The organism is Accumulibacter sp. (assembly GCF_036625195.1).
Classification (GTDB): domain Bacteria; phylum Pseudomonadota; class Gammaproteobacteria; order Burkholderiales; family Rhodocyclaceae; genus Accumulibacter.
This window is the reverse complement of sequence record NZ_JAZKUG010000001.1, coordinates 4,416,323-4,443,113: the sequence shown is the minus strand read 5'-3', so window position 1 is coordinate 4,443,113 and position 26,791 is coordinate 4,416,323. Positions and strand designations below refer to the sequence as shown.

The 26,791-nt window shown below is 65.2% G+C and carries 26 protein-coding genes; 11 read left to right on the top strand and 15 right to left on the bottom strand.

The genetic code is table 11. The features are described 5' to 3' along the window. The first annotated feature begins 164 nt into the window (after positions 1-164). From ccoG to V5B60_RS19630, 4 genes are all read left to right on the top strand, one after another. Positions 165-1,577: a cytochrome c oxidase accessory protein CcoG gene (gene ccoG / locus V5B60_RS19645; protein WP_332349434.1), complete on the top strand. Its 1,413-nt coding sequence runs from the start codon at positions 165-167 to the stop codon at positions 1,575-1,577. Further along, on the top strand, positions 1,574-2,113 hold the full coding sequence (locus V5B60_RS19640) for a FixH family protein (protein ID WP_332349432.1): 540 nt from the start codon (positions 1,574-1,576) through the stop codon (positions 2,111-2,113). Before ccoG ends, V5B60_RS19640 begins: the two co-directional genes overlap by 4 nt. Before the next feature lie 15 nt (positions 2,114-2,128). Then, positions 2,129-2,269, top strand: a complete 141-nt coding sequence (locus V5B60_RS19635) for a DUF3149 domain-containing protein (protein ID WP_332349430.1) — start codon at positions 2,129-2,131, stop codon at positions 2,267-2,269. 645 nt (positions 2,270-2,914) lie between these two features. Continuing rightward, positions 2,915-3,286 carry a TonB family protein gene (locus tag V5B60_RS19630; RefSeq protein WP_332349428.1) on the top strand — a complete coding sequence of 124 codons (372 nt, stop codon included), beginning with the start codon at positions 2,915-2,917 and terminating at the stop codon, positions 3,284-3,286. Here the strand turns inward: V5B60_RS19630 and V5B60_RS19625 are convergent. Beyond that, a complete protein-coding gene (locus V5B60_RS19625; protein ID WP_332349426.1) occupies positions 3,264-3,827 on the bottom strand; it encodes an NUDIX hydrolase in 564 nt (187 codons plus the stop codon). The two genes, V5B60_RS19630 and V5B60_RS19625, sit on opposite strands and share 23 nt — an antisense overlap. A 249-nt stretch (positions 3,828-4,076) precedes the next feature. Between V5B60_RS19625 and motA the strand changes: the two genes are divergently transcribed. Both motA and motB read left to right on the top strand, forming a co-directional pair. Next, positions 4,077-4,934: a flagellar motor stator protein MotA gene (gene motA, locus V5B60_RS19620; protein WP_332349424.1), complete on the top strand. Its 858-nt coding sequence runs from the start codon at positions 4,077-4,079 to the stop codon at positions 4,932-4,934. 32 nt (positions 4,935-4,966) lie between these two features. Then, on the top strand, positions 4,967-5,923 hold the full coding sequence (gene motB / locus V5B60_RS19615; RefSeq protein WP_332349422.1) for a flagellar motor protein MotB: 957 nt from the start codon (positions 4,967-4,969) through the stop codon (positions 5,921-5,923). A 144-nt stretch (positions 5,924-6,067) separates the two neighbouring features. Here motB and V5B60_RS19610 read toward each other — a convergent pair whose 3' ends face one another. Continuing rightward, entirely contained in the window at positions 6,068-6,676 is a 609-nt protein-coding gene (locus tag V5B60_RS19610) for a glutathione S-transferase (protein ID WP_332349420.1), read from the bottom strand. 124 nt (positions 6,677-6,800) lie between these two features. Here V5B60_RS19610 and purB point away from each other — a divergent pair, with 124 nt between their 5' ends. Genes purB through V5B60_RS19590 form a run of 4 tightly spaced genes read left to right on the top strand, consistent with a single transcriptional unit; the run spans position 6,801 to position 9,308 of the window. Next, on the top strand, positions 6,801-8,168 hold the full coding sequence (purB, locus tag V5B60_RS19605; protein WP_332349418.1) for an adenylosuccinate lyase: 1,368 nt from the start codon (positions 6,801-6,803) through the stop codon (positions 8,166-8,168). Continuing rightward, a complete protein-coding gene (locus V5B60_RS19600) occupies positions 8,168-8,497 on the top strand; it encodes a hypothetical protein (protein ID WP_332349416.1) in 330 nt (109 codons plus the stop codon). Before purB ends, V5B60_RS19600 begins: the two co-directional genes overlap by 1 nt. Before the next feature lie 3 nt (positions 8,498-8,500). Then, a complete protein-coding gene (locus V5B60_RS19595; protein WP_332349414.1) occupies positions 8,501-8,821 on the top strand; it encodes a DUF2322 family protein in 321 nt (106 codons plus the stop codon). 31 nt (positions 8,822-8,852) lie between these two features. Further along, positions 8,853-9,308 (top strand): c-type cytochrome, encoded by a 456-nt coding sequence (locus V5B60_RS19590; protein WP_034934647.1) that lies wholly within the window; start codon positions 8,853-8,855, stop codon positions 9,306-9,308. Between the two features lie 72 nt (positions 9,309-9,380). Here V5B60_RS19590 and V5B60_RS19585 read toward each other — a convergent pair whose 3' ends face one another. The 10 genes from V5B60_RS19585 to V5B60_RS19540 form a co-directional block, all read right to left on the bottom strand. Beyond that, positions 9,381-10,076, bottom strand: a complete 696-nt coding sequence (locus tag V5B60_RS19585; RefSeq protein WP_332349411.1) for a cytochrome b/b6 domain-containing protein — start codon at positions 10,074-10,076, stop codon at positions 9,381-9,383. A gap of 44 nt (positions 10,077-10,120) precedes the next feature. Beyond that, positions 10,121-11,065: a protein translocase subunit SecF gene (secF, locus tag V5B60_RS19580; RefSeq protein WP_332349409.1), complete on the bottom strand. Its 945-nt coding sequence runs from the start codon at positions 11,063-11,065 to the stop codon at positions 10,121-10,123. 11 nt (positions 11,066-11,076) lie between these two features. Next, positions 11,077-12,954 (bottom strand): protein translocase subunit SecD, encoded by a 1,878-nt coding sequence (gene secD / locus V5B60_RS19575; protein WP_332349407.1) that lies wholly within the window; start codon positions 12,952-12,954, stop codon positions 11,077-11,079. Between the two features lie 60 nt (positions 12,955-13,014). Then, complete coding sequence (yajC, locus tag V5B60_RS19570) at positions 13,015-13,341, bottom strand: preprotein translocase subunit YajC (protein ID WP_034934657.1); 327 nt, start codon at positions 13,339-13,341, stop codon at positions 13,015-13,017. Between the two features lie 52 nt (positions 13,342-13,393). Then, positions 13,394-14,509, bottom strand: coding sequence for a tRNA guanosine(34) transglycosylase Tgt (gene tgt / locus V5B60_RS19565; protein ID WP_332349403.1), 1,116 nt, complete (start codon positions 14,507-14,509; stop codon positions 13,394-13,396). A gap of 139 nt (positions 14,510-14,648) precedes the next feature. Further along, the gene (gene ppdK / locus V5B60_RS19560; RefSeq protein WP_332349401.1) at positions 14,649-17,381 is read right to left on the bottom strand and encodes a pyruvate, phosphate dikinase; all 2,733 of its coding nucleotides are present in this window, start codon (positions 17,379-17,381) and stop codon (positions 14,649-14,651) included. Between the two features lie 154 nt (positions 17,382-17,535). Beyond that, on the bottom strand, positions 17,536-19,158 hold the full coding sequence (locus tag V5B60_RS19555) for an NAD(P)-binding protein (RefSeq protein ID WP_332349399.1): 1,623 nt from the start codon (positions 19,156-19,158) through the stop codon (positions 17,536-17,538). Continuing rightward, the gene (locus tag V5B60_RS19550; RefSeq protein ID WP_332349397.1) at positions 19,158-20,171 is read right to left on the bottom strand and encodes a thiamine pyrophosphate-dependent enzyme; all 1,014 of its coding nucleotides are present in this window, start codon (positions 20,169-20,171) and stop codon (positions 19,158-19,160) included. The genes V5B60_RS19555 and V5B60_RS19550 overlap by 1 nt, the downstream gene beginning before the upstream one ends. A gap of 11 nt (positions 20,172-20,182) precedes the next feature. Then, on the bottom strand, positions 20,183-21,436 hold the full coding sequence (locus V5B60_RS19545; RefSeq protein ID WP_332349395.1) for a transketolase C-terminal domain-containing protein: 1,254 nt from the start codon (positions 21,434-21,436) through the stop codon (positions 20,183-20,185). After that, complete coding sequence (locus tag V5B60_RS19540) at positions 21,429-22,025, bottom strand: 2-oxoacid:acceptor oxidoreductase family protein (RefSeq protein ID WP_332349393.1); 597 nt, start codon at positions 22,023-22,025, stop codon at positions 21,429-21,431. The genes V5B60_RS19545 and V5B60_RS19540 overlap by 8 nt, the downstream gene beginning before the upstream one ends. 232 nt (positions 22,026-22,257) lie before the next feature. Here V5B60_RS19540 and V5B60_RS19535 point away from each other — a divergent pair, with 232 nt between their 5' ends. Beyond that, complete coding sequence (locus V5B60_RS19535) at positions 22,258-23,262, top strand: DUF3616 domain-containing protein (protein WP_332349391.1); 1,005 nt, start codon at positions 22,258-22,260, stop codon at positions 23,260-23,262. A 101-nt stretch (positions 23,263-23,363) separates the two neighbouring features. Here the strand turns inward: V5B60_RS19535 and V5B60_RS19530 are convergent, their stop codons facing one another. The 3 genes from V5B60_RS19530 to V5B60_RS19520 all read right to left on the bottom strand — a co-directional run bounded on the left by V5B60_RS19530 (position 23,364) and on the right by V5B60_RS19520 (position 26,786). After that, positions 23,364-24,422, bottom strand: coding sequence for a MaoC family dehydratase (locus V5B60_RS19530; RefSeq protein ID WP_332349388.1), 1,059 nt, complete (start codon positions 24,420-24,422; stop codon positions 23,364-23,366). 33 nt (positions 24,423-24,455) lie between these two features. Then, entirely contained in the window at positions 24,456-25,499 is a 1,044-nt protein-coding gene (locus V5B60_RS19525) for an HpcH/HpaI aldolase/citrate lyase family protein (protein ID WP_332349386.1), read from the bottom strand. A gap of 66 nt (positions 25,500-25,565) precedes the next feature. After that, the gene (locus tag V5B60_RS19520) at positions 25,566-26,786 is read right to left on the bottom strand and encodes a 2-methylfumaryl-CoA isomerase (RefSeq protein WP_332349384.1); all 1,221 of its coding nucleotides are present in this window, start codon (positions 26,784-26,786) and stop codon (positions 25,566-25,568) included. Between the last annotated feature and the right edge of the window lie 5 nt (positions 26,787-26,791).

The following is a 26,791-nucleotide window of genomic DNA, read 5'->3' as shown; positions in this document are numbered from 1 at the left end:
CCGGTGTCGGTCTTTCCGGCGCAACGCCTGCGCCCGGTTCTTTCCCGCCAGTTGTCCCCCGCGGTTGCCGATGCGACCGTGACTGATTCAGATCAAGTTCGCTCTCATGCCACAAGCTAATATTAGAGTTTGGTGCAATTCGGAAGAGGATCGGAGCTGAGATCATGGACCAGGCGGCGGGCAAGGCCAAGGCAATTCCCATCAACGTCGACGGGCTGTACGAGAAGCATCGCACGGTCTACGCACGCAGTACCACGGGGATCTTCAACAACTGGCGCTGGGCGATGGTCTGCTTCACGCAGGCGCTGTTCTACGGGCTCTGCTGGCTGGAATGGGGTGGCCGGCAGGCGGTTCTCTTCCACATCGAGGAGCGTCGCTTCTACATCTTCGGGATGGTCTTCTGGCCGCAGGACGTGATCTATTTGGCGATTCTGCTCGTCATTTCGGCCTACGGCCTGTTCCTTGTCACTGCTGTCGGTGGCCGCCTGTTCTGCGGTTACGCCTGCCCGCAGACGGTGTATACCGAGATTCTGATGTGGATCGAGCGCAGGATCGAAGGCGAGCGGCCGGCGCGGATGAAGCTCGACGCGCAGCCGATGAGTGCGCGCAAGTTTCGTCTCAAGTTCATCAAGCACGCTCTGTGGCTGCTGATCGCTTTATGGACCGGCATCACCTTCGTCGGTTACTTCACCCCGATCAGGGAACTGCTGCCGGCGATCGCCGCGTTTGCCCTCGGGCCGTGGGAGACCTTCTGGATCCTGTTCTACGCCGCTTTCCTCTACATGATGGCGGGCTTTCTGCGCGAGCAGGTGTGCAAGTACATGTGCCCGTATGCGCGTTTCCAGGGCGTGATGTTCGACCCCGACACGCTGATCATCAGCTATGACCCGGAGCGCGGGGAGCCGCGCGGCGCTCGCCGGAAGGGGGGCGCGGTGAAGTCGGCGGCGCTCGGCGACTGCGTGGACTGCAGCATCTGCGTGCAGGTCTGTCCGACCGGGATCGACATCCGGAATGGTCTGCAGCTCGAGTGCATCGCCTGTGCCGCGTGCATCGACGCCTGCGACCAGGTGATGGACAAGGTCGGCTCACCGCGCGGCCTGATCCGTTACTCGACAGAGAACGCCATGGCGCGGCACTATACGGTGCGGCAGATGGCGGCGCACCTGTTGCGGCCGCGAACGCTGCTCTACGCGAGCGTTCTGCTTGCGATCATCGTGGCGACCGTGTGGAGCCTGTCGCATCGTGTGCCGCTGAAGGTGGATGTCCTGCGTGACCGCTCGACCCTCTCGCGCGAGGCGGACGACGGACGCACCGAGAACGTCTTCAGCCTGCACATTTCGAATACCGACGAAGCCGACCACCGCTACGCGGTCGGTGTCAGCGGGCTCGAGGGAATCGAGATCGCCGGCGAGCGCAGCGTCGAGGTGCCGGCGGCGTCGTCGAAGACCCTCCTGCTGTCAGTGCGCGCCGAGCCGGGCGTCGGCAGGAAGGGCTCCAACGTCGTCTACTTCGAGATTCGTGCCGACGAGGATCCGGACATCGCCGTGCGCGAGAAGACGAGCTTCTTCCAGCCATGAGCAGGACGGCGAACTCGCCGGCAAAGGCGTGGTACCGAGAGCCCTGGCCATGGCTGCTGATGCTCGGGCCGCTGGTGGTCGTCATTGCCGGGGTGGCCACCGCCTATCTGGCGGTGGTCAGCAACGATGGGCTGGTCGTCGACGACTATTACAAGGAGGGGCTGGGGATCAACCAGCGCACCGCTCGCGATCAGCGCGCCGCCGATCTCGGGATCGGCGCGGAACTGGTGCTGGGCGGAAGCGGCGACCGCATACGGGTCTTGCTGCAGACCCGGGAAGGCGTCCGCATGCCGGAGTCGCTGATTCTGCGCATCGCCCACCCGACTCGTCCAGGTCTCGATCAAAAGTTGTCGCTGCGCGCGGAAGGCGGGGCTGTCTACGGTGGTGCTTTGCGACCGCTGCAGGGGCGCTGGCATGTCGTCCTCGAAGACGATGGGCAGGAGTGGCGTCTGCTTGGCGAGTGGGTCGTCGAGCCGGATGGGGTGTTGAGTTTGCGGGCTCGGCGTCCGCCGCAGTCCGTGACGCGGGGCAATTGAGAGAGGAGCTTGAGCATGGCTTGGGAACTGTTGTTGTCGACCGACTATGGTCTGTCCAGTTTGTTGGTCATCGTCTTCGTGATCGCCATGGCGGTCGGTTTTGCGCGCTTTTTCAGCGCGAGGATGCGCGAGGAAGAGGCGCAGGGCCGCAAGTAGGCGACGACGATCCAGCCGCCGCCGGCGTTTGCCGGCGACTGACCCAGGAGGCTTGGGCCGCCGGCCACGCGGGGTTGGCGCGAGCGGTCGCCGCAGGTCTGCCGGTGGCGCGGTCGCAGGCGGGATGTCGCCGGCCCCAGGTGGCGTCATGCCGGCGCTGCCGCCTGCCCCGGAGCAACGTCGGCCCAGCTGACGGCGGGGCGGGTGGAGGTCGGCGCCGTGGCGTGATCGACTCGAGGCCAGCTCTGCGCGTGGGCGCCAGGGACGATGGCTGAGGCGGCGCGCCGACGGATGCAGCTTGCGCTGTTGTCTTCGCTGCTGGCGCACGCGTGCTTGCTGGTACCCGTCTACCATTTGCCGGCACGGCCGCTCGCGCAGGCGGCCGTCCCCGTCGTCGCCAGGCTCGTCGAACGCCCACCTGCGCCGGCCGCGGCGCCCGCAGGGCGCGGCGCGGCATCGGGTCCTGCCGCGTCCAGCGGGCGGGCGGCACCTCAGCCTTGGCCAACGGCAGCCGTTGCCGCGCCTCGCCCCCCGGCACACCGACCGGCACCCCGGGAGCCGGCGGCTTCGTCGGCGGGCGTCTCCGGAGCGGAGAAGATCGGCCCGTCACGGCCATCAGCATCTGGATCGTTGTCGGACAGCGGAGTGGCAGCGGGCGAAGTGCCGGCGACAGACTCCCGGTTGGGCGGCGGGACGCCGGCCACGGCAGTCAGTGCGGATGACCTGCGGCAGTACCGGATCGACCTGGCGATCGCATCGCGTCGCTTCAAGGGCTATCCGGTGCTGGCGCGCGAGCGTGGCTGGGAGGGACGGGTCGAGGTCGCCATCAGCGTCAGCGCTTGGCAACCACGCCCGCAATTCTCGCTTGCTCGCTCGAGCGGTCATGCCCCGCTCGATCAGCAGGCGGTCGCGATCCTCGAACAGGCTGCGGCGGCCACGCTTCTGCCGGCGGGACTCAGGGGGCGGGATTTTCGCATCCTGCTGCCGGTCGAATTCACGCTCGACGATGCGCGCTAGGCCCCTCCTGGCGGCGCAGGATCGCGTCTTCGTGCAACCGGAACCTGCCCTTCCGGCGATCGGAAAAGTAGGCCTGCAGGCACAGGGTGACGCTCTGGAAGGCGAGTGATTGCCAAGGCAGTTCTTCTTCGCAAAAAAGCGCGGTTTCGAGCGTTTCGAGGCCGGCAGCGAAGCCGGTGTCGAGCAGGCGGGCGCGATAGAAGAGGTGCACCTGGTTGATGTGCGGCACATCGACGAGCGAAAAAAGCTGCTCGATCTCGACGCGCGCACAGGCTTCCTCGAGCGTTTCGCGAATCGCCGCCTGGGCCGTCGACTCGCCGTTCTCCATGAACCCGGCGGGCAGGGTCCACAGGCCGTAGCGTGGCTCGATCGAACGCCGGCACAGCAGGATGCGGTCCTGCCATTCGGCGATGCAGCCAACCACCAGTTTCGGATTCTGGTAATGAATGGTTCCGCATTGTCGGCAGACGTGTCGTGGCAGGCTGTCACCTGCCGGGATCGCCAGTTCGACCATGGCCCCACATTCACTGCAATGCTTCATCTTCTTGATGGCCTCGGGTGCGGGCTGCGCACGCCGCCAGTGTAAACGATTTGTCCGCGATGAGGCGTTGCCGGCACTCCTGGCGCTGTGCCGTGGGGAGCCATGGCCGAGTGCCCGGAAGGCAGTCGCCTGAGCCCAATATAAGGACCTTTGGCCGATGCCGATGCGGTGCAATGTGGCTACAATGCGCGACTGTGGTCGGGTTCGAGAAGCCGGACCGTGCGGACGCGCCAAGACAAGGGGGGGCGGATGTTTCTGATCGTTGGCTATGTGGTCATTCTGGCGGCGGCGCTGGGGACCTACGCGGTTCACGGCAGCTTGGCCGCACTCTGGGTGCCCCTTGAGTACGTGGCGATTGTCGGCCTGACGGTTGGCGGCTTCGTCGCTTCGAACGATATCAAGATCATCAAGACGACGATCGGCGCGCTGCCGAGCCTGTTCAAGGGTTCGAAGTATACCCGGGCGCTGTACATCGACCTGCTGGCGATGCTCTTCGAGATTCTGGCGAAGGTCCGCAAGGAGGGTTTGATGTCGATCGAGAACGATGTCGAGAATCCGAAGGAGAGCCCGATCTTCAGCAAGTATCCGGCGCTCGCCGGCGACCATCATGTGATCGAGTTCATCACCGATTACTTGCGGATGATGGTCGGCGGCAACCTGAACGCCATCGAGATCGAAAGCCTGATGGACATCGAGATCGAAACGCACCACCACGAGGTCGAGACGCCCGGCCATGTGGTCGCGAAGGTGGGTGATGCGGTGCCCGCCTTTGGTATCGTCGTCGCCGTGATGGGGGTGGTCAACGTCATGGGATCGGTGGGCGAGCCGCCGGCCGTGCTCGGCAAGATGATCGGCGGCGCGCTGGTCGGCACCTTTCTCGGCATCCTGATCGCCTACGGTTTCGTGGCGCCGGTGGCCAGCCTGCTCGAGCAGAAGGCACACGAGGGGTCGAAGATCTACCAGGTGATCAAGGTCGTCCTGCTGGCGTCGATGTCGGGTTATGCGCCGCAGGTGGCCGTCGAGTTTGGCAGGAAGGCACTGGCGACCGATGTCCGTCCGAGTTTCCGCGAGCTGGAAGAGGAGCTCAAGAACCGCAAGGGCAAGTAGGCGCGGGGGCGGCGACTGATTGGGGAGAATGAATGAGCGATGATCTGCGCCCGATAGTCGTCAAACGGGTCAAGAAGGTTGCCGGCGGCCATCATGGCGGTGCCTGGAAGATTGCCTACGCCGACTTCGTGACAGCGATGATGGCGTTTTTCCTGCTTATGTGGCTGCTCGGATCGACGGCCAGCGGCGATCTCAAGGGAATTGCAGACTACTTCCAGAACCCGCTGAAGATCGCCTCGCAGGGCGGGTCGGGAACGGGTGACAGCTCGAGCGTGCTCAAGGGCGGTGGCAAGGACTTGACGCGCTCGGCGGGCCAGGTCAAGGGGGGCGACATCGATGCCAAGAACAAGACGGTCAGCCTGAAGGAAACCAACGCCGAGCAGGCGCGCCGGGAGTTCGAAGAGCGCGAGAAGGTGCAACTCGGCGAACTGAAGCAGAGCATCGAGAAGCTGATCGAGAGCAATCCCGCGCTCAGACAGTTCAAGAACCAGTTGCTGGTGGACGTGACCAGCGAGGGGCTGCGCATCCAGATCGTAGACGAGCAGAACCGGCCGATGTTCGACACCAGCAGCGCCGAACTGAAGCCTCATACCCGGGTGATCCTGCGTGAGATCGGCAAAGCGCTGAACGCGGTGCCGAACAAGCTGAGCCTTTCCGGCCATACCGACGCCGCCCAGTTCGGCGGTGGCGACAAGGGCTTCTCGAATTGGGAGCTGTCGGCAAACCGGGCGAACGCATCGCGACGCGAACTGATCTCCGGCGGCATGGATGAGCACAAGGTCCTGCGCGTCGTCGGTCTGGCTTCGACGGTCCTCTTCGATCGCAACGATCCCCTGAGTTCGATCAATCGCCGCATCAGCATCGTCGTCCTGAACCGCAGGGCGGAGGAGGCGTTGTTGCAGGAGGACGGCAAGGTGGACGCGGTCGAAGTTGGCGCGCAGGGACTTGATCCGAATGCTGTCAGCGCGCCGGCAGCGCCCGCGAAATGAGTCTCGCCGGCAGACCGAAACAGTTCAGCAGCGGCGAGGGGATGGCGAGGGAGATCGCTGTCGATACCCGGCGCGATCGCCCGGGGCTTCCGAGACGACCCGCCGCGGCAGGCCCGAGCCTCCCGTTCGTCCCGTGCAGTCGGCTCAGCCCTGCGGTACGGTCTCGCTGAACGCCGGGCGCAGCATCAGCTTTTCGTAGAGGCGTGCGAGATTCGGGTGCTTGCCACGCCAGTCGATCTCCGGAAAGCGGAAGACGAGGTAGCCGAGCGCACAGCCGCTGGCGACGTCGGCAAGCGAGAAGTGGGTGCCCATGCACCAGTTGGCGTCGGCAAGTTCGCTCGCCATGTATTCCAGACTGGTGATGATCTTGAGCTGCTGACGAGTGATCCACTCCGGGCTTTGCTGCACGGCCGGCCGCTTCCTCTCGAGGAACACCAGCGCCGCAGCGTCACAGATTCCGTCGGCGAGTGCCTCCCAGCGCCTCACTTCGGAACGTTCGCGGTTTGGCGCGGGCATCAACTTGTTGTTGGGCGCGACGTTGTCGAGGTATTCGACGATGACTCGCGAATCGAACAGGACGGTGTTGTCGTCGAGGACGAGGACCGGGATCTTGCCCAGCGGATTGGCGTGGCTCACCTGGTTCTCGGGCAGCCATGGCGAGTCGATCTCGAATTCGTAGTCGATCTTCTTCTCGGCCAGGACGACCCGCGTCTTGCGGACGTACGGACTGGTCAGTGATCCGATGAGCTTCATCTGTTTCCCAATGTCAAAAAACTGCGCACGATTATAGCATCGGGCCCGCATCCCGGTTACGGCTACACCTCAGGGACGGGTAGAATACTCGGGTGTCCCGTCGACCGTTCAAGGATTGTCCTGCATGTTGCCTTCACCACTCACATCGCTCTCTCCGCTCGATGGCCGCTACGCCGGAAAGGTGGATGCGCTGCGCCCGCAGTTTTCCGAGTGCGGCCTGATCAGGCGCCGCCTGCAGGTCGAAGTGGCATGGCTGCAGGCGCTCGCTGCCGATCCGCAACTGGACGAGGTGCCGCCCTTCTCGGCCGCCACGCGGTGTCAGCTCGATGCCCTGGTGGCCGACTTTGGTCCGGCCGAGGCGGCTGAGGTGAAAGAAATCGAGGCGGTCACCAACCACGATGTCAAGGCGCTCGAGTACTGGCTCCGGAAGAGGCTGGCGGACAACGTCGAGGTCATGCGCGTCGCCGGATTCATCCATTTCGCCTGCACCTCGGAGGACATCAACAACCTGGCACATGCGTTGATGCTGCAGGGGGCGCGCGGCGAGACGATGTTGCCGACGCTGGACCGGATCGTCGAGCGTCTGCGCGAACTGGCACACGAGTTTGCCGATCTGCCGATGATGTCGCGCACGCATGGTCAGCCGGCCACGCCGACGACGCTGGGCAAGGAAATGGCGAACGTCGCCTTCCGGCTGCGGCGCGCGCGCTCGGCGATCGCCGGTGTCCGCCTGCTGGGCAAGATCAACGGTGCCGTTGGCAACTACAACGCGCATCTGGCCGCATACCCGGACCATGACTGGGAGGGCTTCGCGCGTCGCTTCGTCGAGTCGCTCGGGCTGGAGTTCAATCCCTACACAATCCAGATCGAGCCGCATGACTCGATGGCGGAGCTGTTCGATGCCTTCGCACGTGCGAACCTGATCCTGATCGATGTCAACCGCGACATCTGGGGCTATATCTCGCTCGGATTCTTCCGGCAGAAGCTCAAGGCCGGGGAGATCGGTTCGTCGACGATGCCGCACAAGGTGAATCCGATCGACTTCGAGAACTCGGAGGGCAACCTCGGCCTGGCGAATGCGCTCTTGCGCCATCTCGCCGACAAATTGCCAATCTCGCGCTGGCAACGCGATCTCAGTGATTCAACGGTGCTGCGCAACATGGGGGTTGCGCTCGGTTACACACTGCTCGCCTACGACTCGCTGCTGCGCGGCCTCGGCAAGCTGGAAGCCGACGCCGGGCGCCTGCACGCCGATCTCGATGCGAACTGGGAGCTGTTGGCCGAACCGGTGCAGACCGTCATGCGCCGGCATGGCGTCGCCAACCCCTACGAAAGACTCAAGGAGCTGACGCGTGGCAAGCGCGTTTCGCCGGCAGAGATGCGCGCCTTCGTCGAATCGCTCGGGCTGCCCGAGGCAGCCACGGCTGAACTGATGCGCATGACCCCCGCGACCTACACCGGCATGGCGGCCGAGTTGGCGAGGAGAATCTGATGGGTGCCAAACAGCATTCGCCCGCCGGCATCAGTCCGGATGGCGAGGCGGTGCCGGGAATGGTCGCCTGCCCGAGTTGCGAGCGACTGGTGCCGGCAGGCTCGGCCTATTGCCCACATTGCTGCGGTGAGGATGGGCGCCGCGGCGCGCTGGTGCGTGGTGGCATGCTCGGCTGGATCTTTGGTTTCCTGACCGGCGGGCTGGCCAGCGCCGCTTGGTCATCCTTCGTCGGGCCGGAACAGACGACGTGGACGCCGGTGCTGCTGACGACTTTCGGTTGTGCGGCAGCGGGGATCGTCATCGGCATGGCCGTGAACTGGCGACGCTGAGCCGTGTCGGTCTTTGCCGGGAATCTGCGCAAGCTGCCGGGGATATCGCACCTGCAGGCGATCCGCCTGCTGGATGCGACGGGCGACATCGTCGACAGCATCGAGAACCGTGCCGGAAGCCAGGGCGCGCTCGCGATCTACAATCACCTCGCGCAGACCTATGGCGCGATCACGCCCGAGGCGGCGGCGAAGGGTCTCGAACTGTTTGCCGAACACGTCGATGAGGCGCGCGCCAACCCCGGCCGGCATCCCAACATCGACCGCCTGCTGCTGCTCGTCAGCGAGCAGCGGACCTTGCGCACGAAGCACGTCTTTGCGCTATGAACCACTACCTCAACCACAACGGAGAAAAGCCATGAAGAAAGTCGTCGCAGCACTCTTGCTGACCACCTGCGCCGGGGCCGTTTACGCCCAGCAGGCCCTGAAGCCGGAGGAGATGATCAAGTATCGCAAGGCCGGTTACAGCTTCATGGCGTGGAACATGGGCAAGATCAAGGCCAATCTCGAAGGTACCTACAACAAGGAGCAGGTGATCGCCGCCGCCAACGTCGTCGCAGCGACCGCCAATTCCGGCATGGGCGCCTTGTTTGGTGCGGGTACCGACAAGGACGTCGGCGGCGAGAAGACGCGTGTCAAGCCGGAGTTCTTCAAGGAACAGGACAAGGTCAAGGAACTGGCGATGGCCTACATCAAGGAAGCCAACGAGTTGCAGAAGGTGGCTGCCACGGGCGACGCGGCGGCGGTGAAGGTACAGTTCGGCAAGACTGGCGAAAGCTGCAAGGCCTGCCACGACAAGTTCCGCAAGGACTGACTGCGGCGGCACACGTCGCTGCCGGACCGCGTGCGGCAGGCAGCGACGCCGCTGCGCTGCCGATTGCCGGCTCTACCAGGCGGGAGCGGATACCGGCGCGGCCGCCGGCGGGGGTACCCACTCGCCGCTGCCCGCATAGACGGCCGCGACGGCAAACACCAGCGCGACGATGAACGCCAGCGGCCCGCCTCCGGTGGCGGGCGGGCCGTCCTCCGGAGCGACCTCCTTCCAGCCGGTCAGCATCGGCCTGACCAGGTTCTCCTTCTTGGCGTGCGCGTAGAAGCCGATTGCCGCCAGGTGCAGCAGAACCAGCAGCACGAGCAGGTTGACCGAAAGCTTGTGCCAGCCGGTCAGACGCTCGCTGAACTCGCTGCTGACCAGTGCGTACAGGGGCCCGCGGAAGGCAATGTCGTCATTGGCGAAGAGGCCGCTGGAGACTTGGAAGGCGAGCAACCCAAGCAGCCCGAAGACCGAGAGCGCGCCAAGCGGGTTGTGGCCGAGTCCGCGCCACTGGCCACGCAGGTAGGCGAGGATGGCGTTGGGCGTCGGCAGGAAGGAGAGGAAGCGGGCGTAGGTCGAGCCGATCAGTCCCCACAGCAGGCGAAAGCTCAGCAGACCGAGGATGGCGAGACCGAAGCGGCCGTGCCAGACCATCGCATTGCCGCCGATCTTGCCGCTGACGAAGGATGCGACGACGAGCAGCACGAGAGCCCAATGGAAGACCCGTGTCGGCAAATCCCAGACGCGGATGCGCTGCGTGTCGCTCATCTCCTGACCTCCGTCCTTGCGCGCAGTCGTGGCGGCGTTGCCGGTCAGACGACCGCGCCTTCCTCGTTGGCGCCTTCGATCTGCCGCTTCGCCTTGACGAACTGCTCGCGCGACACGCCCAGCCACATCACCAGCGGGCTGGCGACGAGTACCGACGAGTAGATGCCGAAGCAGATGCCGATGGTCAGCGCCAACGAGAAATAGTACAGCGTCTCGCCACCGAAGATGAGCATCGACAGGACCATCATCTGCGTCGAACCATGCGTGATGATGGTGCGCGAAATCGTGCTGGTGATCGCGTGGTCGAGCACCTGCGGTGTCGTCAGGCCACGCGTCTTCTTGAAGGTCTCGCGCACGCGGTCGAAGACGACCACCGATTCATTGACGGAATAGCCGAGGACGGCCAGCACGGCGGCCAGGACCGAGAGCGAGAACTCCCACTGGAAGAAGGCGAAGAAGCCGAGAATGATCACCACGTCATGGAGGTTGGCGATGATCGCCGAGACCGAGAAACGCCACTCGAAGCGGAAAGCCAGATAGACCACGATGCCGACGACCACCAGCAGCAGTGCCAGCGCGCCATTCTCGGCCAGTTCCCTGCCGACCTGCGGGCCAACGAACTCGACCCTTTGCAGCTTGGCACCCGGTGCTTCGGCAGTCAGTGCCTGCATCACCGACTCGCCGATCCGGGTGGTGTTCTGCTCCGCCTTGAGTGGCAGGCGTATCAGCACATCGCGGCTGGAGCCGAAGTTCTGCACCGAGAAGTCGGTGAAGCCGGCTTTGCCGAGCCCCTCGCGGACTTTTTCAAGATCGGCCGCCTGCGCGTAGTTGATCTCGATCAGCGTGCCGCCGGTGAACTCGACCGAAAGGTGCAGGCCACGACTGACGAGGAAGACGACAGACAGCAGAAATGTGAGCAGCGAGATGACGTTGAACGTCACCGCGTGGCGCATGAACGGGATGTCTTTTCTGATGCGGAAGAATTCCATCGTTCCGTTTCCTATCTGGCGGTCGCGGCGCCGGTATCGGTCGGCTTCCAGACCTGGCCGATGGCCAGCGACTCGAGCTTGCGGCGACGGCCGTAGATCAGGTTGATCATCGCGCGCGAGACGACGACGGCGGAGAACAGCGAGGTCAGAATGCCGAGACAGTGCACCACGGCAAAACCTCGCACCGGTCCCGAGCCGAAGATCAACAGCGCGATGCCGGCGATCAGGGTGGTGATGTTCGAGTCGAGGATGGTACCGAAGGCGCGCTCGTAGCCGGTATGGATCGCCGCCTGAGGACTCGATCCATTGCGCAGTTCCTCGCGGATGCGCTCGTTGATCAGCACGTTGGCGTCGATCGCCATGCCCAGCGTCAGCGCGATGGCGGCGATTCCCGGCAGCGTCAGGGTCGCCTGCAGCAACGAGAGCAGGGCAACGAGAAAGAGCAGGTTGGCCGCCAGGGCGACGACCGATACCACTCCGAAGAGTTGGTAGTAGGCGATCATGAAGACGGCAATCGCTGCGAAGCCCCACATCGTCGAATGGAATCCCTTGCGGATGTTCTCGGCGCCGAGGCTGGGGCCAATGGTCCGTTCCTCGATGATCTCCATCGGCGCGGCGAGCGAGCCGGCGCGCAACAGCAACGCCGTGTCGTTGGCCTCGACGGTACTCATGCGGCCCGATATCTGCACGCGCCCGCCGGCGATCTCGGCCCGGATGACTGGCGCCGTGATCACTTCGCCCTTGCCTTTTTCGATCAGCACGATCGCCATTCGCTTGCCGACGTTGTCGCGCGTGACGTCCTTGAAGATACGCGCGCCGGCGGAATCGAGCGTCAGGTGTACCGCCGGTTCCGATGTCTGGTTGTCGAAACCGGGCTGCGCGTCGGTCAGCCGGTCACCGGTGAGCACCACTTGCTTCTTCACCAGCAGCGGCATGCCGCCACGTTCGACGTAGAACTCGGTGCCAAAGGGTACTTGCCCGGCGAGGGCGGCTTCTATCGCCCCTGGGGTTTCTTCGACCATGCGGATTTCCAGCGTTGCCGTCCGGCCGAGGATGTCCTTGGCCTTGGCGGTATCCTGGACGCCCGGCAACTGGACGACGATCCGGTCTACCCCTTGCTGCGCGATCACCGGCTCGGCGACGCCGAGTTCGTTGATCCGGTTGTGCAGCGTCGTCATGTTCTGCTTGATCGCGAATTCCTGGATTCGTTTGATTGCCTCCGGCCTGAGCGTGCCAACGAGCCGCAGATCGTCGCCGTCCCCCTGGTCGGCAAGGAGCAATTCCGACTGGTTGTCCTCGAGTACGATGCGCGCCTTGTTGCGCGTCTCGCCGTCGCGGAAGCGGATCACCATGCGCTCGCCCTCGCGGCTGATGCCGGCATGGCGGATGTTCCTGTCGCGCAGCAGGCTGCGCAGGTCGCCGCCCAGGGCGTCGAGCCGCTTGGTCACGGCGCCCTTCATGTCCACCTGCAGGAGGAAGTGAACCCCGCCGCGCAGGTCGAGACCGAGGTACATCGGCAGTGCGTGCAGGCTGGTCAGCCAGCGCGGCGAACTCGACAGCAGGTTGAGCGCGACGACGTACTGCGGGTCACCCGGGTCCGGATTGAATTGCTTCTCGAGCACATCCTTCGCCTGCAACTGCTGGTCGGTCGTTGCCAGCCGGACCTTGACGCCGTTGCTGTCGAGGAAGATGCCGCTGTCGGCGATGGCGGCAGACTGCAAAGCATTGGCGACACGCTCGCGGGTCCGTTCATCGATCTTGATCGTCGCCTTGGCGCTGGAGACCTGCACGGCCGGTGACTCGCCGAAGAGGTTGGGCAGCGTGTAAATCAGGCCGAAGACCAGTGCGAGGCCGACGATGACGTATTTCCAGGGCGGATAACGATTCATGGATGCTTGCCGTCAGTGGTGTGCGCGAGTTGCCCTTGGGCTGGGCAACGAGCGAGCTGGTCAGAGGGCTTTCAGCGAGCCTTTGGGCAGCACCAGCTGCACGGCCGGCTTCTGCACCTGAATCTCGATGCCCTCGGCGACTTCGAGACTGATGAACTGCTCGCCGACCTTGGTGATGCGGCCGGCGATGCCGCCGCCGGTGACGACTTCGTCGCCCCTGGCGAGCGCCTCGACCATCGCCTTGTGTTCCTTGGCGCGTTTCATCTGTGGCCGGATCATCAGGAAGTAGAGGACGACGAACATCAGGATGATCGGCAGCAGTTGCATGAAGCCGCCGGTCGGGTCGGAAGAAGCTGCCTGTTGGGCGTGGGCGGTGCTGATCAGCACATCATTCTCCTGAGAAAACATTGGCGTTGAAATCGAGCCGGCGATTGTACCACTAGCCTTCGCCGTGCTGGGAACGCGCCAGGTGGAAAGACGCCACCGTCGCCGGCAGCGTGCCGGAGCCGATCGCCTGGCGCAGGTCGCGCATCAGATCCTGGTAGTAGTGGAGGTTGTGCAGCGTCGCGAGTTGCGCGCCCAGGATCTCGCCCGTGCGGTTGAGGTGATGCAGATAGGCGCGCGAGAAATTCTGGCAGGTGTAGCAGGAGCAGCTCGCGTCGAGGGGTCGCCGGTCGCTGCGGTGGCGGGCGTTGCGGATGCGGATGTCGCCGTGGCGGGTGAACAGATGGCCGTTGCGCGCGTTCCGCGTCGGCAGGACGCAGTCGAACATGTCGATGCCGGCGGCGACGGCGCCGACCAGGTCCTCCGGCGTGCCGACGCCCATCAGATAGCGCGGCCTCTGCGGCGGCAGCCGCGGCGCCGTATGCGCCAGGATGCGCTGCATTTCGTCCTTCGGTTCGCCGACCGAGAGACCGCCGATGGCGAAACCGTCGAAGCCGATGTCGAGCAGCCCGGCGAGCGACTCGTCGCGCAGCTCCTCATGCATGCCGCCCTGTACGATGCCGAACAGGGCGTTGCCGTTCTCCAGGCGGTCATGCGCCGCGCGCGAGCGGCGGGCCCAGCGCAGCGACAGGTGCAGCGAAGCCGCCGCCTCGGCGTGGCTGACAGGGTAGGGGGTGCATTCGTCGAGGATCATGGCGATGTCCGAGTCGAGAACCTGCTGGATGCGCATCGACTCCTCGGGTGTCAGGAAGAGGCGGTCGCCGTTGACTGGCGACTGGAAGCGGACGCCTTCCTCGCTGATGCGGCGCAGGGCGCCGAGCGAGAACACCTGGAAGCCGCCGGAGTCGGTGAGGATCGGCCGCTCCCAGGACATGAAGCGGTGCAGCCCGGAATGTGCCGCGATTACCTCGAGGCCCGGGCGCAGCCAGAGGTGGAAGGTGTTGCCGAGACAGATCTGGCTGCCGGTGGCGAGCAGCTCACGCGGGCTCATCGCCTTCACCGCGCCATAGGTGCCGACGGGCATGAAAGCGGGCGTGTCGACCGTGCCATGGCGGAGGTGCAGCAGACCGCGACGGGCTGCGCCATCGCTGGCGAGGAGCTCGAATTTCATCGCTGTTCGGCTCGATCGGAGCAGGACTGCCGGCCATCAGCGTGGCGGCAGAAAGGAAACGCCCGGCCGGCGGTCGCCGGGCCCGGGCGGAAAGGACCTGCCGACCGGTACACCGGCCAGCAGGGCAGGCAGTGCCGCCTCAGGCGGGATTGTCGATCGCTGCCTGGGCGGCTGCCAGACGGGCGATCGGCACGCGGAACGGCGAGCAACTGACGTAGTCGAGGCCGACGCGATGGAAGAAATCGACCGAAGCCGGATCGCCACCGTGCTCGCCACAGACGCCGAGCTTGATGCCCGGGCGCACCGAACGGCCTTTCTCGACCGCCATCCGCACCAGCAGGCCGACGCCCTTCTGGTCTATCGACTGGAACGGATCATGCTCGTACATGCCGTCCTTGAGGTAGCTCGGCAGGAACTTGCCGGCGTCGTCGCGCGAGAAGCCCATGGTCATCTGCGTCAGGTCGTTGGTACCGAAGGAGAAGAACTCCGCCTGCTGGCCGATGCTGTCGGCGATCAGGGCGGCGCGTGGCGTTTCGATCATGGTGCCGAGCAGGTAGTCGAGCTTCTCGCCACGCTCCGCGAAGACCGCCGCCGCCGTCGCCCGGATCACCTTCGCCTGGGCGTTGAATTCACGCACCGTACCGACCAGCGGGATCATGATCTCGGCCTTGACCTCGATTCCCTTGGCCTTCATGTTGAGGCCGGCCTCGAGGATGGCGCGCGTCTGCATCTCGGTGATTTCCGGGTAGGTGATGCCAAGACGACAGCCGCGGTGACCCATCATCGGGTTGAACTCATGCAGATCATCGACGCGCATCTTGATCACCGGCAGCGGCAGGTTCATCTCGTGCGCCATCACGCGCTGGTTCTCTTCGTCGTGCGGAACGAACTCGTGCAACGGCGGATCGAGCAGGCGGATGGTGACCGCGAGACCGTTCATCTCGCGAAACAGGCCCTCGAAGTCGCCGCGCTGCATCGGCAGCAGCTTCGCCAGCGCCTTGCGGCGACCGGTTTCGTCGTCGGCCAGGATCATCTCGCGTACTGCCTTGATGCGGTCGCCCTCGAAGAACATGTGCTCGGTGCGGCACAGGCCGATGCCCTTGGCACCGAAGTTGCGCGCCACCTTGGCGTCTTCCGGCGTATCGGCATTGGCACGCACGCCAAGCCGCCGATGCCGGTCGGCCAGCTCCATCAGGGCGCCGAAGTCGCCGGTCAGCTCGGCTTCCTTGGTCGGCACCTGGCCGAGGAAGACGTCTCCCGTCGAACCATCGAGCGAGAGCCACTCGCCTTCCTTCCAGGTCTCGCCTCCGACCGACATGGTGCGTGCGTGGTAGTCGACGTGCACCGCGCCGGCGCCGGAAACGCAGCACTTGCCCATGCCGCGCGCGACGACCGCGGCGTGCGAGGTCATGCCACCGCGGGCGGTGAGGATGCCCTTGGCAACGCTCATGCCGCGCAGGTCTTCGGGTGAGGTTTCCTGGCGTACGAGGATGACGGTCCTGCCCTTGCGCACCCAATCTTCGGCCTCGTCGGCGAAGAAGACGATCTGTCCGGTCGCCGCACCGGGCGAAGCCGGCAGGCCATGCGCGATGACCCGCGCCTTGCGGATCGCCACCGGGTCGAACACCGGGTGCAGCAGTTCGTTCAGTCGCTCGGGGTTGACGCGCCGCAGCGCTTCCTTCTCGTCGATGATCCCCTGCCGCAGCATTTCCATCGCGATGCGCACCATCGCCGCGCCGGTGCGCTTGCCGTTGCGCGTCTGCAGCATCCACAGGCGGCCTTCCTGGATGGTGAACTCGACGTCCTGCATGTCGGCATAGTGCCGTTCGAGTTTGGTCTCGGCCTGCAGCAGCTGCTGGTAGATCTCCGGCATCAGTTCCTCGAGCGAAGGGAAGCGCGTGCGGCGCTCGTCTTCGTTGACCATCGCCAGTTGCGCCCAGCGGCGCGAGCCCTCGAGGGTCACCTGCTGTGGCGTCCGGATGCCCGCGACGACGTCCTCGCCCTGGGCGTTGATCAGGAACTCGCCGTTGAACAGGTCCTCGCCGGTACTCGCGTCGCGCGTGAAGGCGACGCCGGTGCCGCTGTTCTCGCCGAGGTTGCCGAAGACCATCGCCTGCACGTTGACCGCCGTTCCCCAGCTCTCCGGGATGTCGTTCAGTTCGCGGTAGACCTTCGCGCGGTCGTTGTTCCAGCTCTGGAAGACCGCCATCACCGATCCCCAGAGCTGTTCCCAGGGGTCGCTCGGGAACTCGCGGCCAACGCGCGCGCGAATCAAGCCCTTGAAGCGTGTCACGAGTTCCTTGAGATCGGCGGTGTCGAGTTCGGTATCGAGCTGGACCCCCTTCTTCTCCTTGACCATGTCGATAACGACCTCGAACGGATCGTGATCCTCCTTCGACACCGGCTTGAGGCCCATGACGACGTCACCGTACATCTGGATGAAGCGGCGATAGGAGTCCCAGGCAAAGCGCTCGTTGTTCGCTTTGCGCGCCAGTCCTTCGACGGCCTCGTCGTTGAGCCCGAGGTTGAGGATGGTGTCCATCATTCCCGGCATCGAGGCGCGCGAGCCCGAACGTACCGAAAGCAGCAGCGGGTCGGAGGAATCACCGAACTTCTTGCCCATCTCCTGTTCGACATAGGCAACACCGGCGCGCACTTCGGCATCGATCAGCTTCAGGACCGCGTCCTGACCCTGCTCAGTGTAGACCGTGCACACCTCGGTGCTGATCGTAAACCCGGGCGGGACGGCGATTCCGAGCCGGCACATCTCGGCCAGGTTGGCGCCCTTGCCGCCGAGCAGGTTCTTCATCTTGGCGTCGCCGTCGGTTCGCGCGGAACCGAATACGTATACGTTCTTGCTTGCAGTTGACATAAACACCCCGTTAGTGAGGAAAGAAGGAAAGGGCACTTCGAACGGCACGTTCGCAGTGCCCCGAGAATCGGTGATCCGGACGCCTGCGCCGGATCACGGTGTGGCTGTGCCGCTGCTGATCAGGGGCGCCAGAGCCCGGGAAAGGCGGACGATACTATATCTCCTCCGCCTCCATCTTGATTGCGCCGCAGGGGCATTCGGCAACGCACATGCCGCAGCCCTTGCAGTAGTCGTAATTGAACTCGAAGCGCTTGCCGGGGCCGAGCTTGATCACGGCGTTGTCGGGGCAGACGCCATAGCAGTTGTCGCATTCGAAGCAGTTGCCACAGGACAGGCAGCGCCGCGCCTCGAAGAGGGCATTGCTCTCGTCCAGTCCGCCCTGCACCTCTTCGAAGGTGGACTGGCGGCGAATGATGTCGAGCATCGGCCGCACCGTCTTCGGTGCGTCGGCGTAGTACCAGGTATTGAGGTTGTCGAAGGTCGCCACCTCCTTCTTCGGTGGTGCCACATACTCTTCGCCGCGCAGCCAGGCATCGATGTTCCTCGCCGCTTTCTTGCCGTGACCGATGGCAACCGTGACGTTGCGCTCGGCCGGCACCATGTCGCCGCCGGCGAAGATTCCGGCGTGACCGGTCATCATGTTGGCGTTGACCTGCACCACCCCGTCGCTGACCTCGAGTCCGGGCACCCCTTCGAGCAGGCCGAGATCGACATCCTGACCCAGAGCCAGCACCAGCGAGTCAGCCTCGATCGTCTCGTACTCGCCCGTCGGCTGCGGGAAGCCCTTGCTGTCGAGCGCCATCTTCTCGATCGTCAAAGAGGATTCGTGCGCCTGCTTGATCGTCGACAGCCACTTGACCATGATTCCTTCCTGCAGCGCCTCTTCGACTTCGAAGTCGTGTGCCGGCATCTTCTCGCGCGTGCGGCGATAGACGATCAGCGGCTCGGCGCCCATGCGCTTGGCGGTACGGGCGACGTCGATGGCCGTGTTGCCGCCGCCATAGACGACGACGCGGCGACCGAGCAGTGGCTTGTCCTCGCCCTCCATGCTGCGCAGCAGCGAGATGGCATCGATGATCTTCGCCGCGTCACCGGCGGGAATCATTGCCCGTTTGCCGATGTGTGCGCCGACCGCGAGGAAGGCGGCGTCGAAACCGCCGTCCTGCATCGTCGCGAGGATGTTCTCGACCTTGCTGCCAAGCTTCACCGTGACCCCGAGGTCAACGACCCGCTGCATCTCGGCTTCCAGAACGTCGCGCGGCAAGCGGTACTTGGGAATGCCGAAGCGCATCATGCCGCCGAGCAGCGGCCCCGCTTCCTGTACCGTCACCCGGTGGCCGAGGCGGCGCAGGTGGTAGGCGGCCGACATGCCCGAGGGGCCGGCGCCGACGATCAAGACGTGCTTGCCCGACTCACTGGCCGGCGGCGTCAGTTTCCAGCCGCGCTTCAGCGCCTCGTCGCCGAGGAAGCGCTCGACCGAATTGATCCCCACCGGCGCATCGAGCTGGCCGCGGTTGCAGGCGCCCTCGCAGGTGTGATAACAGACCCGCCCCATGATCGCCGGGAAAGGGTTGTCCTTCGTCAGGTGCCGCCAGGCGCTTTCATAGTCGCCCGATTCGGCGTGGAACAGCCAGCCCTGGATGTCCTCGCCGGCTGGGCACTGCTTGTTGCACGGTGGCAGCCGGTCGAGATAGACCGGCCGCGAGGTGCGCCAGGAGCCGGTGCGGTTGGCCAGCGATGAGCCGGGATCCAGCGTGATCGCAAAGGGTTTGTCCATCAGTTCGCCTCCTGGTCGAGCAGTCCGTACTTGCGAATGTTCTTGTCTGCCGCTGCCTGCAGGCGAGCGATCGTTTCCACCGCGGGTTTCTTGCCGAAGAGGTGCGCATAGCGCTTCTGCAACTTCAGATACTCCTCGACGGGCTGGGGCCGGCGGATCTTGAGAACGCCGGTGACCTCGCCATTTTCGGCCTCGAACACCGGGAAGATGCCGGTTTCCTTCGCCAGTCGCGCCAGCTTGATGGTGTCCTGCGACGCCGCGCCCCAGCCGAGAGGGCAGGGTACGAGAATGTGGATGTAGCGGGCACCACGCAGGCCCATCGCCTTGGTGACCTTGTACTCGAGATCGCGCAGGTCGGCGACGGTCGCCGTTGCGACGTAGGGGATCTCGTGTGCCATGGCGATCGCCGGTACGAACTTGCCCTGGCCGAAGTTGTTGCCCGGCTCCGGTCCGACCGGCATGGTGGTCGCCGTACGCGCCGCCGGTGGCGTCGCCGAACTGCGCTGGACGCCGGTGTTCATGTAGCCGCCGTTGTCGTAACAGATGTAGAGCACGTCGTCGTTGCGCTCGAACATCCCGGAAAGACAGCCGAAACCGATGTCGGTCGTGCCGCCGTCACCCCCCTGGGCGACGACGCGGACGTCATCCATCTGGCCCTTCTGCCGCTTGACCTTGATCGCCGCGGCGATGCCGGTACCGATTGCCGCCGTGTTGCCGAACAGCGAGTGAACCCACGGGATTTGCCAGGATGTTTCCGGGTAAGGGGTCGAGAAGACCTCGAGGCAGCCGGTGGCGTTGGCGGCGATCAGGCGCCCGCGGGCGGCGTTCATCGCCGCGTCGATGGCGTACCGGGCGCCGAGCGCCTCGCCGCAGCCCTGGCAGGCGCGGTGTCCCGAGTTCAGTGAGTTGGTCCGTTCGACGTTGGCCTGCACGCTGCGCTCTTCGGCGGAGAGCAGGCGGTTGCCGACGGTGAAGGTGCCGGTCTGGTAGAAATGAACGGGTTGGAAGCTCATGGTCGTTCTCCTCAGCCAATGCGGGCGGCAACGACGCCGATGTCGCGCAGCATGCTCTCGGCTGCCGGACCCGAACGGCGCTTGGTGCGCTCGCGTTCGAGCTGCTTGTTGACGACGTTCCAGTCGAGATCGAGGAACGTGAGGTGGCCGAGTTCGCCATTGATCGCCTTGCTGAACAGTCCGCGCAGCGACTTGCGCGTGATCGCGCGGCCGCCGAGTCCGGCGACGACGGTGTGGCCATGCAGTTGCAGGCCGGACATCGCCATGCGCACGTCGGTCGACAGGATGCCGCCGATGCCGACCGCCAGGCTCTTCTCGAGGACCACCACGCGCTGCGCGTTCTGCAGCGCGGCACGGACGCTGTCGAGCGGGAACGGACGGTACGAGGTGATGCCGAGGACGCCGATCCGCTGGCCCTCCTGGCGCATCTCGTCGACGGTGTCCTTGATCGTGCCGAGGACCGAGCCCATGGCGACGACGACGATGTCGGCATCGTCAACCAGGTAACTGTGGGTCAGGCCACCGGAATCGCGGCCGAAAACCGTCTTGAACTGCTCGGCCAGTTGTGGAATCCGCTCGAGCGCCTGCATCTGCTTCGCGTGCGCCAGGTAACGGACCTCGGAAAAGGCCTCCGGACCGACCATGGCGCCGATCGACACCGGCTCCTTCGGATCGAGCACCTGGCGCGGCTCATAGGGCGGCAGGAAGGCGTCGACCTGCTCCTGTGTCGGTACGTCCACCCGTTCGTAGGCGTGCGTCAGGATGAACCCGTCCATGCACACCATGACCGGGAGGCTGACCTCCTCCGCCAGCTTGAAGGCCTGGATGTGCAGGTCGAGCGCCTCCTGGTTGGTCTCGGCAAACAACTGGATCCAGCCGCAGTCGCGCTGCGACAGCGAGTCGGAGTGGTCGTTCCAGATGTTGATCGGCGCACCGATGGCGCGGTTGGCAACCGTCATCACGATCGGCAGGCCGAGGCCGGCAGCGTTGTATACCGCCTCGACCATGAACAGCAGGCCCTGCGATGCGGTGGCGGTGTAGGTCCGGGCGCCGGTGGCGGACGAGCCGATGGCGACGCTCATCGCGGCGAATTCGGACTCGACGTTGATGAACTCGCAGTTGGCAACCTCGCCCGCCTTGACCATTTCGCCGAGGCCTTCGACGATGTGCGTCTGCGGCGAGATCGGATAGGCGCAGATCACCTCCGGCCGACAGAGCGCGACCGCTTCGGCGACGGCGTGTGAACCCTCGGTCTGTTTAAGCATGTGCAGTCTCCCCGTGCCGCGCGTGCGCGACCTCATCGACGACGAACTGGTAAGCCTCGCTGGCGGCAGCGACGTTGTTGCTCGCCACCTTGTCGGAGAACTTGGCATTGATCGCCTGGATCACCGATTCCAGCCGGATGACTCCCGAGGCGGCGGCGAAACCTGCCAGCAGCGGCACGTTCGGCATCGGCCGTCCGACATGCTTGCGGCTGAGGTCGGTGGCTGGTACCGTGCACAGGCGATCCGGCGGCCAGTCGCGGACATAATCACCGAGGCCCAGTTCGTCGAAGCTACGGCTGGTATTGATCAGGATGTAACCATTCTTCTTCAGGCCGCTGAAGACATCGACCTGATAGAGCAGGGTGGGGTCCTGGATGATCAGTGCGTCCGGTTCCATGATCGGCTCGCGCAGGCGAATCTCCTTGTCGGCGATGCGGCAGAAGGCGACGACAGGGGCTCCGGTGCGTTCCGAACCGAAACTTGGAAAGGCCTGGGCGTGGCGGCCTTCCTCAAAAGCAGCAATCGACAACATCTCGGCAGCCGTCACCACGCCTTGGCCGCCGCGACCGTGTATGCGGACCTGGAACATAATTCCTCCATTGTTTTACATCGTTCTTTCGACGTTCGCGCAGCATATCCGAGTTCCAGGCCGATGAAAACAACGATACCTCGGCGTATGGTGAAAGTTCCCGTCACGATGTGAAGCGAAGCGGCGCCGGCTGCGGCGGCAAGCGTTCCCGGCCGCCAGCACCGCCCGCGGCCAGAGTATGATGTGGGCTACGCACGACCTCGTCGTCGAGCCGTCACCAGGGAGCCAGCCAATGAAAGCCGTGCTGACCGTCGTGGTCGTCACCCTGCTCGCAGCGGTCAGTCCGGCAAGCCGGGCAGACCCGCCGGAGCTGTTCAGCTATCGCGGACCGTGCGATGCGTCGGCCGCAGTCGCCCTCGATGCCGAGCATTTCGTCGTCGGCAACGACGAGGATGCAGTCCTGCGGGTCTATCGACGCGGACAGGCGATGGCGGTCGGGCGTGGCCTCGATCTGTCGCGTTTCCTCGACGTGTCTGCCGGCGACGAAGTGGATATCGAGGCGGCGGCACGCGTCGGCCGGCGGATCTACTGGATCAGCTCGCATGGCCGGAGCAGTTCCGGCCGCAAGGAAGAGAGCCGCCGGCGTTTCTTTGCCACGGACATCGTCGATGCCGCGGACGGCCGCCCGCCGTATCTGCGAACCGTCGGCACGCCCTATACGGGTCTGTTGCGGGCGATGGAAAAGGCCCCCGAGTTGCGCCCCTACCGTTTGCGCGACGCCGCGCGGCGGGCGGCCGAGGCGGCAGGTGGGTTCAACATCGAAGGACTGGCGGCAACGCCGGACGGCGGTCTGTTGATCGGGCTGCGCAACCCGTTGCCGCAGCGGCGTGCGCTGCTCGTTCCGCTGCTCAACCCGGCGGCGGTGGTGGCGGGCGAGCAGGCGGCAGATCTGGCGCAGGCCATCGAGCTCGATCTTGCCGAGCGCGGCATTCGCAGCATCGAACGGGTAGGCCCGTCGTACCTGATCGTCGCCGGTCCGCCGGCCGATAGCGGCAGCTTCATGCTGTTCCGCTGGTCCGGCGCTGCGGACGATGCGCCGCAGGCACTGGCCGGCGTCGATCTGCAGGATCTCCGTCCGGAAGCCCTGTTCGCCGTCCCCGGCAGCCGGCTCGTCCAGCTGCTCAGCGATGACGGAGGGGTCAGATCCGCAGGCGGCGGCGAGTGCAAGAAGCTGCCGCGGCAGCAGCAAGGCTTCCGTAGCCTGACGTTGCCGCTGCTGCCACTGGAAGGGCGCTGAGCGCGCCAGCAGGTGGGCGGTCCGGGCGCTTCCCAACGGGATGCAGGCGGCGATGCGCGAGCCGCCCGGTGCGGCGAGCAGCGCAGCAATCACCGGCACCGTCAGGCTCGCCGGGGAATCAGCACCGTATAGTCGAGATCTAGAAGTACTCCCGCCTCGTGGGCACCGTCGGCCGTCTTGTACGGAAAGTTGGTACACGGCAGGTCCTTGGTCGCCACGGTGCGCAGGCGCAGCGCGCCGACGTCGCTGCGCCCGGGCAGCGCCAGCGGCTCGATGATTTCCGTCCACGCATAGATGGTGTCGCCGGCGAAGGCCGGGCTGACATGCCGGCCGCCATTGATGGCGGCGATGGTGAAGGCATTGGCCAGCCCGTTGAACGACAAAGCACGCGCCAGGCTGACGATGTGGCCGCCGTAGACGACGCGCCGCCCGAAACGCCCGCCGCGCTCGCTCTGCTGGTTGAAATGGACGCGTGACGCGTTCTGGTAGAGGCGCGTGGCCAGCATGTGTTCGCTCTCTTCGATGGTCACGCCATCGACGTGATCGATGCGCTCGCCGGCGGCATAGTCGTCCCAGAGCTCGTTGCTGCCGGATAGCGAAGTGTCGTACTGGGTGAGGCGGATTCCCGCCGGAACGACCAGTTCGCCGACATCGATCGCGTCGGGGAACTCGGGAACGCAGGTCGGCGAGGCCGGCGACTGCGGATCGCGTTTGCGCACCATCACCCAGCGGCAGTACTCGAGGGCGATCTGTCCGCGCTGGTTGACGCCGCACGACCGGACATGAACGATGCCTGACCGGCCGTCACTGTTCTCCCGGAGTCCGATCACCGTCGAGTCGGCGCTGAGTGTGTCGCCCGGATAGACCGGGTGGCCGAAACGGCCGGCGGCGTAGCCCAGGTTGGCGATGGCGTTGAGCGAGATGTCCTGTACCGTGCGCCCGAACACCATGTTGAAGGCGAGGAGGTCGTCGACCGGCGCGCGTGGGAAACCGAGGCTGTGGGCGAAGGTATCGGCCGAGGTGGTCGCGAAGCGCGAACCGGTGAGCGCCGTGTACAGGGCGACATCGCCTTCGGTGATCGTCCGCGGCGGCGCGTGCGCGATCTTCTGGCCAACCTGGAAGTCCTCAAAGAAGTTGCCGAGTCTGTTCTTTGCACTCACTGCATGTCCTCCCTCTGCCGTTGATCTTGTGTGCTACAGGCCATAGGCGGCGGCGAGTTCCGGGTCGCGTCGGGCGACCAGTCGCGCCAGATCGACGATGACCTTCGCCTGTTTCCAGGTGGCGTCGTCCTGCATCTTGCCGTCGATCGTCGCCACGCCGCTGCCGTCAGGCATGGCCTCGAGGATACGCCTGGCGAAGAGGACTTCCTTGATCTCGGGGCTGAAAACGCGCTTGGCGATCGCGATCTGGTTGGGTGCCAGCGACCAGGCTCCCGAGCAGCCCATCAGGAAGGCATTGCGGAACTGCGCTTCGCACGCGGCTTCGTCCTTGAGATCGCCAAACGGACCGTAGAACGAGCGGAGCCCGTGCGCGACGGCGGCGTCGACCATGCGCGCGACCGTGTAATGCCAGAGGTCCTGCTGGAAGAAGGCGCGTTGATCGTGACCCGCCTCGGGATCGGCGAGGACGCCGTAGCCGGGATGACCACCGCCAACCCGCGTCGTCTTCATGCCGCGGGAAGCGGCCAGGTCGGCCGGGCCGAGGCTGAGGCCATGCATGCGCGGGCTGGCGCCGCAGATCGCCTCAACGTTGCTCACCCCCTGCGCGGTCTCGAGCAGTGCGTGCAGCAGGATCGGCTTGCGCACCGAGTACTTCGCTTCGAGCAATGCGACGTACTGATCGACGAAATGGATGTCCCACGGTCCCTCGACCTTGGGAATCATGATGACATCGAGCCGGTTGCCGACATGGCGGATGATCTGTTCGAGGTCGTCGAGCAGCCACGGGCTGTTCAGCGCATTGACGCGTACCCACATTGCCGTATCGCCGAAATCGTGCTGACTCAACAGTTCGATGAAACCGGCACGCGCCGCCTCCTTGGCGTCGATCGGGATCGCGTCCTCGAGGTTGCCGCACAGGACGTCACACTGGCGGGCGGTCTCCGGCGCCTTGGCGCGAATCTTCTCGATGTGCGGCGGAAAGAAGTGGATCATCCGTTCCGGCCGTACGGGCAGTTCACGCAGGGGTTGCGGCGCACCGATGGCGAGCGGTTTGTAGAAATGGACGGGCAGTTTCATGGCGTTTCCCCTGGTGGCAAGAAGGCGTGTGGGTGCAGCGGCAGGATGCGGCCGGCGGCCGCGATGTCAGGCCGGCCCGGCGACGATGCACGCGTCGTGCAGGCGGCCAACCTCGGCCTCGCTCAAGCCGAGGATGTCGAGCAGGATCTCGTCGGTGTGTTCTCCGAGTCGCGGTGCCGGCATCGGCGGCAGGCGCGGCACGCGACTGAAGTCGAGCGGCGTTGCCGGCATCAGGTAGGAACCGATGCCCGGTTGCTCGACGAGCGAGAACATCGGGTTGTCGGTCGAACAGTCGGGGTCGCGGGCGATCGCTTCACGGACGCTGCGGTACGGACCCCAGGTGACGCCATGCGCATCGAGCGTCTGCGCCGCCTCGGCGAGGGTACGGGCGTGGAACCAGGGCTCGAGCAGGGCGGCGATCTGCTGCCGCGCGCGGTAGCGGTTGCCTTCGTCTTCGAGGTCGAGGCCGAGGCGGGCAGCGAGTTCGGCAATCGCCTGCCGCAGGCCGGTCGCCTTGAGCAGGCGGTGCCACTGCATGGCCGTCAGGCCGACGATCATCAGTCGCTTGCCGTCGAGCGTGCAGAAGTCGCGGCCGAAGGCGCCATAGAGATAGTTGCCCTGGCGCGGGCGGTCGCTGTCATTGACCATCACCTCGGCCAGCATGCCGAAATTGCCGAGCATCGCCAGCGCCACGTCCTTCAGCGCCAGACGGACGAGCTGGCCTTCGCCGCTGAGCCGCCGATGCCGCTCGGCGGCGAGCAGGCCGACGGCGATCATCTGGCCGCTGATGAAATCCCAGGCGGGAAAGACGTGATTGACCATCTCCGGCGAGCTGATCGGCCCGGTCATCATCGGCAGGCCGACCTGCGGGTTCAGCGTGTAGTCCACTTCCGAGCTGCCATCACGTCGGCCGCTGAGGTTGACCATGATCAGATCCGGGCGGTGTGCCTGCAGTGTCTCGTAGGCCAGCCAGCCCCTGGCCGGGAAGTTGGTGCTGAAGAGTCCTGCCTGCTCACCCGGTGCGCAGATCAGTTGCGTCAGCAGTTCCTGCCCGCGGGGGAAACGGAAATCGACGACGATCGACCGCTTGCCCTTGTTCAGTCCGGCCCAGAACAGGCTGTGCCGACCATCGAGGGTCAGCGGCCAGCGACCCTGGTCGAGGCCGCCACCAGGCGGGTCGAAGCGGATGACCTCGGCACCGAGCTGCGCGAGCGTCATTCCGCCGAGTGGCGCGGCGACGAAAGCTGAGCCCTCGACGACTCGCAAACCGCTGAGAATTCCCTGCATCGTTG